We start from the raw sequence: 9,393 nt of genomic DNA, 5'->3' as shown, positions 1-9,393 counted from the left end.
AGCCGATCGGTGCCGGCCTCGTCGGCGCCGTCACCGGATTCGCGAGCCCTTCGCGCTCGTCGTCGCGGGTCTGCAGGCCGTCGGCGCCTCGCCCGCCGACACGGCATCCGGGTTGCTCATGCTGTGCGTGCTGCAGGGCGTGCTCGCGATCGGGCTCGGCCTGTGGTTCCGGATGCCGCTGAGCTTCGCCTGGTCGACCCCGGTGCCGCGGTGCTCGTGGCGGCGGAGGCGACGACGGGCGACTTCCGGGCCGCGGTCGGCGCGTTCGTGCTGTGCGGTGTGCTGCTGCTCGTGACCGGCCTCTGGCCCGCGCTCGCGCGTGCCGTGACCCGCATCCCGAAGCCCATCGCGAGCGCGATGCTCGCGGGCATCCTGTTCCCGATCTGCATCGCGCCCGTTCTCGCCGCCGTGCAGTTGCCCGCGCTCGGGCTGCCGGTCGTGATCGTGTGGTTGCTGTTCGCCCGGATCGCGCCGCGCTGGGCGGTGCCCGCCGCCGTGCTCGCGACGGTCGTCGTGGTGCTGGCGTCCGGTGAGGGGGCTGAGCTCGCGGCGACCCCGCTCGCGCCCGTGCTCAGCGTGACCTGGCCCGTGTTCGACCCGCTCGTGCTCGTGAGCCTCGGGCTGCCGCTCTACGTCGTGACGATGGCGGGGCAGAACGTGCCGGGCTTCGAGGTGCTGAAGACCTTCGGCTATCCGCATCCGCCCGCGCGCGTGGTCCTCGCGAGCACCGGTGCCGCGACCGTCGTCGGGTCGGTGCTCGGCGCCTACACCCTCAATCTCGCGGCGATCACGGCGGCGATGATGGCGGGGCCGGATGCGCATCCGGATCGCGATCGCCGCTGGGTTGCGAGCGTCGCGGGCGGTGTCTGCTACCTCGTGCTCGGTCTCGGATCCGGCGCCGCCACCGCGCTCGTCACCGTCACCCCGCCGCTGCTCATCACGGCTGTCGCCGGGCTCGCCCTCTTCGGCGCGTTGGCGACGGCCACCACGGGCGCACTCGAGGAGCCGGCGACACGGGTCGTCGCGGTCGTGACCTTCCTCGTGGTCGCCTCGCAGGTGTCGGTGGCCGGCATCGGCTCGGCGTTCTGGGGTCTCGTCGTGGGTGGGATCGCGATGCTCTGGCTCGGCTGGCGACCCCGACGGCGCCGCGAGCTCGCCACGCCGTAGCGCTCAGGCCCGGTGCCGCCCGCGGGCGAGGGTCTGGGTGAGCCGCCCGTCGTGCATCTCGAGCACGCGGTCGGCCGCGGCCACCATCTTCGGATCGTGCGTCGTCATGATCGCGGCGACCTTCTGATCGTGGACGAGCTCGGCGATGAGCATCATCATGGCGTCGGCCGTGCGGGAATCGAGCTGACCGGTCGGCTCGTCGGCGATGAGCACATCGGGGCGGTTGGCGAGGGCGCGGGCGAGCGCGACGCGCTGTTGCTGCCCGCCGGAGAGCTCCGCCGGGCGTTGGTTGGCATGGGCCTCGAGGCCGACGAGCTCGAGCAGCTCCGCCACGCGCGCGTCACGCTGCTCGGGCGGCGTCGCGAGCAGCCGCAGCGGCAGCTCGACGTTCTCGGCGGCGGAGAGGGCAGGCAGCAGGGCGAACGACTGGAAGACGTACGAGACGCGGCGTCGCCGCACATCGACGAGCTGCGCCTCGGATGCGGTGGTCAGGTCGATCTCGCCGAGCTGCACCCGGCCGGCGGTGGGGGTGTCGAGACCACCGAGCAGGTTGAGCAGGGTCGTCTTGCCCGACCCTGACGCCCCGCGCACGACGACGAGTTCACCGGAGTGCAGCTCGAGCGAGGCGTCGACGAGCGCGTGCACGGCCGTCTCGCCCGCCCCGTAGGTGCGCGTCAGCCCCTCGGCGCGCAACGCGGGCTGTGTCGGGTCGGTCATCGCGCATCCTCCTCGGTCGTCGGGTGCACCTGCACGTGGTCGTGTTCGAGCTCGAGCCGCACGCGGTCGCGCATGTCGAGCCGTTCGAGGTAGTCGTGCGGCAGCTGCAGCCGTCCGACGCGGTCGAGCACGGCGTACTCGCGTTCGATCTGGTGCTCGGTGCCGCTCTCGTCGGTGCGGGTGTGGCGCAGCACCTCGGTCGAGGTGCGCCCGTCGCGGATCTGCACCGTGCGCCGCACATGCTGCGACACGGTGTCGTCGTGGGTGACGATCAGCACTGTCACGCCGAGGCGCTCGTTGATGTCGCGCAGGGTTTCGAGCACGAGCACCGAGTTGGCCTCGTCGAGCTCGCCCGTCGGCTCGTCGGCCAGCAGCACCTCGGGCTCGTTGGCGAGCGCGACGGCGATCGCCACGCGCTGCTGCTGGCCCCCGACATCTCGGCGGGCCGGCGGTCGCGCACCTCGGCGATGCCGAGCAGCCCGAGCAGTTCGTCGACCCGCTCGGCGCGACCGCGGCGCGGACGGTGGGCGAGCGCGAGCGCGAGGGCGATGTTCTGCGCCGCCGTGTAGTACGGCAGCAGGTTGCGGGCCGTCTGCTGGAACACGAAGCCGACGGTCTCGCGGCGGTAGCGCGTGCGCTCGCGACCCGTCATGGTGAGCAGGTCGTGGTCGGCCACCTGGGCGCGGCCTGCGGTGGGCGTGTCGAGCCCCGAGAGGATGCCGAGCAGCGTCGACTTGCCGGAGCCGGAGGCCCCGACGATGGCGGTCAGCTCACCCTTCTCAACGTCGAGCGTGAGGCCCTGAAGGGCCTGCACCTCGACGCCGACGGCGGTGTAGATGCGCACCAGGTCGGCGCATCGGATCTGCGCGGTCATTCGGCTCCCATCTTGATGCTGCTCACGGGGCTCATCCGGCGAGCGATCGCGGCCGTGACGAAACCCGCCACGAGCACGACGACGGTGAAGACGGCGATCACGCCGGCGACCCACAGCGGGTCGAGAACGGGGGCGACGGCATCGGTCGTGCCGAGGAACGGCCGCAGGTCGAGCGCACCGAGAACGAGCTGCAACTCGGCGGCGCCGACGACCGCGCCCACCGCGATCGCGACGATCGCGAGAGGGGCGAGCTCCCATCCGACGAGCGCCCCGAGCTGACGCGGCGAGAAGCCGAGCACGCGCGCGACTCCCAGCAGGCGGTTGCGGGGTTCGGATGCCGCGATCGAGCCGAGCACGACGGCGAGCGCGCCGAGCAGGGTGGCGACGATCGCGGCGAGCAGCAGCATGACGGTGAGTCCCGTCATGACGGGCTGCTGGGTGAGCGAGAGGAACGTCTCGTTGTCGGCGGAGGGCAGCAGCAGTGCCTGCGCGATCGCCGCACGGATCGTCGTGGCGATGCCCGTCGAGAACACCGAGATCGACACCCCCACGAGGAGGAGAAGCCGGTGGCGAACCCCAGCGCGGGAGTGCGCACCGCGCGCGCGGCCCCGAGCAGGGGAACGGCGTGCGCGGTCGTGCGCGCGATGCGGTGCACGAGCAGCAGGAGCGCGGGGTAGATGCGCAACGCGATGACGCATCCGGCGATCGCCAGCAGCAGGGGCACGGCGGCCAGCAGCGGGTCGATGCCCACCTCGGCGGATGCCTCGGCGAACCCGCGTCGGAACAGCAGGAAGACGGCGAGGGCCGCGAGGCCCACCGCCGCGACCTCGACGACCCAGCGCACGCCGCTGCGGGACCGCAGGGAGACATCCGTGCGCTCGCCGCGGCCCAGGCGCGTGGGGGTGAGAGCGGCGAGCAGCACGGCGGGAGCGAGCCCGAACACGATCGCGAGTGCGAGCCCCGCCGCGGTGAAGTCCCCCGGGAAGAGCAGCCTCGTGGCGAGGTAGGCGATCCCGGCGGCGGGCAGGCCGATGAGCAGCCCCTCGATCGCCATCGCCGTGCGCAGCTGCCGACCGGAGGCGCCGCGCGCCGACGCGAGCGCGAGGGCGGGCCGTCGCCGGGTGAGCACCGCTTGCGCCGCCTGCGCGTCGACGGCGAAGACGACACCCAGCGGCCCGGCTGCCACGAGGGCGAGCAGCGCGAGCACGAACTGCATCCGTGCGGATGCCACCTCGAGGGCATGCGGCAGATCGCTCGTGAGCGTGAGCTCGGTCTGGGAGATGACGACGCGCCCGTAGGACGGGGTGTCGTGGAATGCCCGGACGATCTCGCTCGCGTTGGCGGCCGTCACGGTGCCGACCCGCGATGGCCACCAGGCAGTGACGCTCGCCGAGTTGAACCATGTGGAGAGACCCTGCACGGTGCCCGGGTCGACATACAGCGACGCCGTGACGGAATAGCCCGGTGGGGGCGTCACGATGGGCGCGCCCAGCAGCGGAGCGTGGGCCCAGTAGCCTGCGTCGGCGTCGAGTGGCTCGTAGACCGCCGCGATCTCGAGTCGTTCGCCGTTGTAGTCGAGCAGGTCGCCCAGGGCGACTCCCGCGTTCTTCACGAAGCCGGCGGAGACGGCGACAGGCACCGGCGGGCGCGGTTCGTCGCGGGAGCCGAGCGTGCCGCTCCACGCCTCCGGGGCGCTTCCTCGACGATGCGCACGCGCTGCTGCCACGCAGGGTCGATCGCGAGGTTCACCGAGATCGACGGCGCCCCCGGGGCGGGGTCCTCCGGGTTCGCGGTGAACAGGCGCGTCACCCCCACCCACTCGCCCGCACCGAGCACGCTCTCGAGCGGCTCGCCGTATTGGCGCGGGAAGATCTCGACCTGGTCGGTGATGTCGGCGATCGTGTTGGTCGCGGTGACCAGCTCGGCGAAGCGGGGCCCGAGGGCCCCGATGCCGTGAGGTCACGGCGCGCCGTCGAGAGCTCGGATGCCGCATGCTGCAACTGCGCCGTCGTGAGGGCCGCGAGGGCGCTCGGCACGGCCGCCGCGACGAACACCGTGACGGCGACGAGCGTTGCCGTGAGCGCCGCGGCCCCGAGTCCGGAACGGAGGTGCGCGCGCAGCAGCCCGGCGGTGGAGAGCGCGCTCATCTGGCATCCTCCGGAACGCGGGCGATGCGGCCCTGCCGTGTCACGAGCGCCCCGTAGCCGGCGACGAAGGCGAGCACGAGGGCCGCGAAGCAGACGAGGGCGCCCCCGAGCAGCGGGATGTCGAGGGCGACCTCGGTGGGGATGCCCAGATAGGAGCCCGGCACGGCGGCGCGCACGAAGACGGCGATCACGACGATCACCACGAGGGCGCCCGCCACGAGGCCTGCGAGCGCGCCGAATCCCACGACCGCGAGCAGCTCGCGCCGCCGCAGGGCACCCTGCTGGCGGGCCGAGAACCCGAGCGCGCGCAGCACGGCCGTCTCGTCACGACGCGAGCGCAATTGGGCGCCGACCACGGCGCCGAGCGCGGCGAGCGCGAGCACGACCGAGCCGATCGCCGTCACCCACAGCACGAGCGACGAGGTCGCGAGCATCTCGCCCAGCGGATCGTGCGAGGCCACCTCGGCGCGCACGGAGCCGTCGAGGGCCGCGACGATCGCGCGTCCCGCAGCCGCGGGGTCCTGCGCCCCGATCCAGGCGAGCTCGGCGGGTGCCGGCTGCACCTCGCTGCGCAACAGCTCGAGTTCGAGAGCGCGGGCATCGATCAGCACCGCGTCGCTGCGGTCGGACCCCGGGATGCCGTCGACGATCGCCGAGATCGTCACGCGCAGGTTCACGTTCCGCAGCGGCAGGCTCAGCTCGGAGCCGATCCCGGCGCTCATCGTCTCGGCGAGCACCCGCGAGACCACGACGCGAGCTGCGGCCACTCCCGTCGGCGTCAGGAGCCGTGCGGAGGTGCCGGGGTCGACGACCGCGCCGCTCGTGCCGACCGCGATGAGCGGCACGCGCTCGGCGATCTCGACGCCGCGCCAGCCGACGAGCTCGACGGGCGTGCCGTCGACCGCTGCCGTGGCGAGGCTCACCTGGATGCCGTCGGGCTCGTCGTCCTTGTCGGGCACGAACGGCACGGTGAGGTCGATGGCGACGATCCGCCAGGCGGCGCCTGAGGGGGCCGCAGGCAGGGGCGCCGTGTAGCTGTCGCCGGCATCGGCCGTGGCCGCGGATCGGCGCAGCACACCGTCGTCGGTCTGCACCCAGACCGCCACGTCGTCCAGCACGAGCGGCTGGTCCGGCACGAGCCGAAGGGTGAGGGCGTGCCCGCCGCTGGGCAGCAGTGCGCCGAGCGGGTCGACGCGGATGCCGTCGGCGAGCGCCGCGGGATCGATCGTGCCGTCTCCGGCCAGCGTGAGGTCGCCCACCGCCTCGGCGGATACCCCGAGGAGGCGCACGTCGGCATCTCCCATGTCGAGCGTGTCGGAGGCCACCGCGGCGAGCCGCGTCACGCCCACGACCCCCGAGAGCGCGGTGAGCTGGCTCTCGCTGAAGCCCGAGGGGCCAGCGTCCACGCGCAGCTCGCTTCCCGAGCGGAGCGCATGAGACTGGGCTTGGGAGCGCTCCCACGACCCGGCGAAGCCGGCCGCGATGATGAGCTGCGATGCCGCGAGGGCGACGAGCGCGATGGGGGTCGCCGCGAGCGCGAGGCGGCGCGCCACGCTGCGGGCCGCGAGCACGCCCGTCTGCGGACGGCGGGCGACCCCACGCTCGGCGAGCGACGCGATGCGCGGGAACAGCAGCAGTGCGCCCAGCACGAGCGAGACGACGACGAGGGCCGGGGCGCTCACGGCGATCGCGTCGACTGAGCTGCCCCCCGCCGCGTCGGGGGTGACGGGAGAGCCGTAGAGCCGCAACTGCCAGGTGGCGAGCACCGCGCCGAGCACCACGAGCACCGCGACGCCCGCGCCCGCGATCCGTTGACCCCGCCCGGCGCGTGCCGGATCGTCGGGGCGGGAGGCGCGGCGGGTGCCGAGGAAGGACTGCACCGCGACCGCGAGCACGGCGGCCGCCGCGACTCCTGCCGGGATCGCCCACCAACTCGCACCCAGCCGTGCGAACCCGTTCGGATCGCCGAGAGCCACCAGGGCCGCCGCGGCGCCGGCCCCGATGCCGACGCCGAGCAGCGCGGTGAACGCCGTCTCGGCGGCAGTCGCGACGGCCACTTCGCGCGGCGTCGCCCCCGGGCCCACAGCAGACCGAGTTCGCGGGTGCGCACCTCGGTGAGCAGGCGGCCGAGCTCGATGAACGTCACGAGTGCGATCATCGCGACGAGCAGCAGCGACGCCGGACCGATCGCGTCGAGCGCGCGCACGTTCCGGTCGAGTTCGCGCGCCGTGAGGGCGAAGTGGCCGCTCTTCTCGAAGCTCCGACCGACTCCGAGCCCCTTGACGCCGGCCTCGATGCCCTCCCAGGCCACCACGACGGGCGCGAGGTCGGCGGCCTCGAGGTCGGTGCCCGGCACGATCGTCCAGACGTCGCGGCGTTCCTCGGCGAGACTCGGCCAGACGGCGTCGTCGACGATGAGCAGCCCGAACGACGGCAGGCGTGCGTCGTCGGTGCCGCGGATGGTGAGCGCATCGCCGACCCAGCGCGCCGCGAGGCCGTCGGTGACGCGCCAGATGCCCACGAGCGTGAGCTCGCGTCCGGCCAGCTCGAGGCGGTCGCCGACCGCGAGTCCCAGAGCGGCCGCGGCGTCGGCCTGCAGCGTGGCCTCGTCCGCGCCGTCGCCCCAGGCGCCCGCGACGAGCGTCGCCGCGGATGCGAGATCGGGGATGGTCGCCGCGACGATGCTCGCCGTCGCATCCTCTCCCTCGAGCCCCGTCGTGTCGAGGCGCTCCACGGGCACCCCGAGCGTCGTGCGCACCTCGTGCTGCACGCTCACCGGGATCGGCGCGCCGTCGCGCTGGAACGCGTCGGCGAGCAGCCCGCGCACCGCGGCATCCGCGGCCGTCTCCTCGGTCGTGAGCAGCAGCGACAGGCGCAGTGCCGCGTCCTCGCCCGTGTGCGTCGCCAGCTCGCCGCGCACGCCCGCGGCCGCGGCGCGGTCGATGAGGGCGAGCACACCGAGCGCAAGACCGCTGACGATCGCCGCGACCACGAGCAGGGAGCCGAACACGCCCGCGTGCTGCCGCATCCGGGTGAGAGAGAACAGATCGGCCTCCGGGTTCGGGATGCGGTGGGGCGTTCGCGTCAGAGTAGCGCCATGCGCGGTCGCGGCGCGACGCGACACCGCAATGTGTCGATCGATGACCGGTCATCGGCGTCCCACGTGCGGGTTAGCCTGGACGACGGTGCCGGTTCGGCGCACGTTGACCTCGGGAGGACGAGCGATGACCGACGCCCCCGCATGCGCGTGCCGGTCGGCGCGCGCCTGCGGGGCACCTTCGCCGACCCCGTGCTGCGCTCGCTCACGATCGCGACGCTCATCAGCACCGTCGGCCGCGGGGTCGCGCTCACGCTCGTCGTGCTCTACCTCTCGCTCATCGCGCGGCTGCCGGCCGAGCAGGTTGCGCTCGTGTTCGCCGTCGGCTCGGGCGTCGGTGTCGCGGCGTCGTACTTCGGCGGGCACCTGGCCGACACGATCTCGGCGCGTGCGCTGCTCGTGGGCGGTGTCGTGCTCGCCGGGCTCGCGCTGGCCTCCTACGCCTTCGTCACCGAGTTCTGGGCGGCGATCGTCGCCGAGGCGCTCATCTCCATCGCCCTCGGCACCAACGGCTCGGTGCGCTCGGCGATCATCGCGCGCGCCTTCGACCCCGAGAGCCGCGTGACCAATCGCGCGGTGCTGCGCACCGTCACCAACATCGGCATCTCCGTCGGCACCGGCGTGGGAGCGATCGCGCTCGCCCTCGGAACCCCCGAGGCGTATCGCGTGATCCTCGTGGTGGGTGGCCTCGCCTACGCGAGCAGCGCGGTGCTGCTGCTGCGCCTGCCGTCGAGCGTCGACGCACCCCGCCGGGCGCGCGGGGACGACGCGGATGCCGAGGCCGCCCCCGAGGTCGGCCGCAGCCCGTGGCGCGACCCGCGCTACCTGGCCTTCTCGATCTTCGCGGCGGTCTTCGCCATCCAGTTCGTGGTGCTCAACATCGGCATCCCCTGTGGGTCGCCCACGACACCACGGCACCCGAGTACCTCGTCTCGATCATGTTCATCGTCAACACCGTGCTCGTGATCGCCCTGCAGGTGCCGCTCTCGCGGGGCACCCACGACCTGCGGCGCGCGGGCAACGTGACGGCGGTCGCGGGCGTGCTCATGGCCCTCGGCTGCGTGCTCTACGGGGCCTCGGCCGGCATCCCGGTGCTGGGTGCCGTGGTGCTGCTCATCGCGGCCTCCGTGCTGCACGCGCTCTCCGAGGTGCTCTCGCAGGCCGGGGCGTGGGGGCTCAGCTACGAGCTCGCCGACGCGCGACGCCCGGGCGCCTACCAGGGCATGTACTCGATGGCGTTCGCGCTGGCCTCGATGGTGGGCCCGCTCATCATCACGTGGACCGCGATCAGCCTCGGGCTCCTCGGCTGGTTCCTGCTCGCCGCGATGTTCCTGCTCGCCGCCGCCGGGGTGACGATCATCGCCCACCGCGCGGCGCGCGCCGGCTGAACC

The 9,393-nt window shown here is 73.5% G+C and carries 7 protein-coding genes and 2 pseudogenes; 3 read left to right on the top strand and 6 right to left on the bottom strand.

All coding sequences use genetic code 11. From position 1 onward, the window contains the following. The first annotated feature begins 37 nt into the window (after window positions 1-37). A pseudogene (locus tag QQK29_RS17550) lies at window positions 38-1,167 on the top strand (benzoate/H(+) symporter BenE family transporter). Window positions 1,168-1,170: 3 nt separating this feature from the next. Here the strand turns inward: QQK29_RS17550 and QQK29_RS17545 are convergent. The 6 genes and pseudogenes from QQK29_RS17545 to QQK29_RS18870 form a co-directional block, all read right to left on the bottom strand. Beyond that, window positions 1,171-1,884, bottom strand: a complete 714-nt coding sequence (locus QQK29_RS17545; RefSeq protein WP_284296837.1) for an ABC transporter ATP-binding protein — start codon at window positions 1,882-1,884, stop codon at window positions 1,171-1,173. Next, window positions 1,881-2,758: pseudogene (locus tag QQK29_RS17540) on the bottom strand (ABC transporter ATP-binding protein). The gene QQK29_RS17545 and the pseudogene QQK29_RS17540 overlap by 4 nt, the downstream one beginning before the upstream one ends. Next, complete coding sequence (locus QQK29_RS17535) at window positions 2,755-3,297, bottom strand: FtsX-like permease family protein (RefSeq protein WP_284301861.1); 543 nt, start codon at window positions 3,295-3,297, stop codon at window positions 2,755-2,757. The pseudogene QQK29_RS17540 and the gene QQK29_RS17535 overlap by 4 nt, the downstream one beginning before the upstream one ends. Further along, complete coding sequence (locus QQK29_RS17530) at window positions 3,180-4,484, bottom strand: hypothetical protein (protein ID WP_284301854.1); 1,305 nt, start codon at window positions 4,482-4,484, stop codon at window positions 3,180-3,182. The genes QQK29_RS17535 and QQK29_RS17530 overlap by 118 nt, the downstream gene beginning before the upstream one ends. Window positions 4,485-4,563: 79 nt before the next feature. Next, entirely contained in the window at window positions 4,564-4,905 is a 342-nt protein-coding gene (locus tag QQK29_RS17525; protein ID WP_284296833.1) for a hypothetical protein, read from the bottom strand. Next, the gene (locus QQK29_RS18870; protein WP_284301853.1) at window positions 4,902-6,800 is read right to left on the bottom strand and encodes an FtsX-like permease family protein; all 1,899 of its coding nucleotides are present in this window, start codon (window positions 6,798-6,800) and stop codon (window positions 4,902-4,904) included. Before QQK29_RS18870 ends, QQK29_RS17525 begins: the two co-directional genes overlap by 4 nt. A gap of 1,346 nt (window positions 6,801-8,146) precedes the next feature. Here QQK29_RS18870 and QQK29_RS17515 point away from each other — a divergent pair. Both QQK29_RS17515 and QQK29_RS17510 read left to right on the top strand, forming a co-directional pair. Beyond that, window positions 8,147-8,968, top strand: coding sequence for an MFS transporter (locus QQK29_RS17515; protein ID WP_284301852.1), 822 nt, complete (start codon window positions 8,147-8,149; stop codon window positions 8,966-8,968). Further along, the gene (locus tag QQK29_RS17510; RefSeq protein ID WP_284301851.1) at window positions 8,941-9,390 is read left to right on the top strand and encodes an MFS transporter; all 450 of its coding nucleotides are present in this window, start codon (window positions 8,941-8,943) and stop codon (window positions 9,388-9,390) included. The genes QQK29_RS17515 and QQK29_RS17510 overlap by 28 nt, the downstream gene beginning before the upstream one ends. Window positions 9,391-9,393: the final 3 nt, after the last annotated feature.

It is taken from the genome of Homoserinibacter gongjuensis, assembly GCF_030161875.1.
GTDB classification, from domain to species: domain Bacteria; phylum Actinomycetota; class Actinomycetes; order Actinomycetales; family Microbacteriaceae; genus Homoserinibacter; species Homoserinibacter gongjuensis.
Note: the sequence above shows the minus strand (reverse complement) of the source record. Positions and strands in the feature narration are given on the sequence as shown.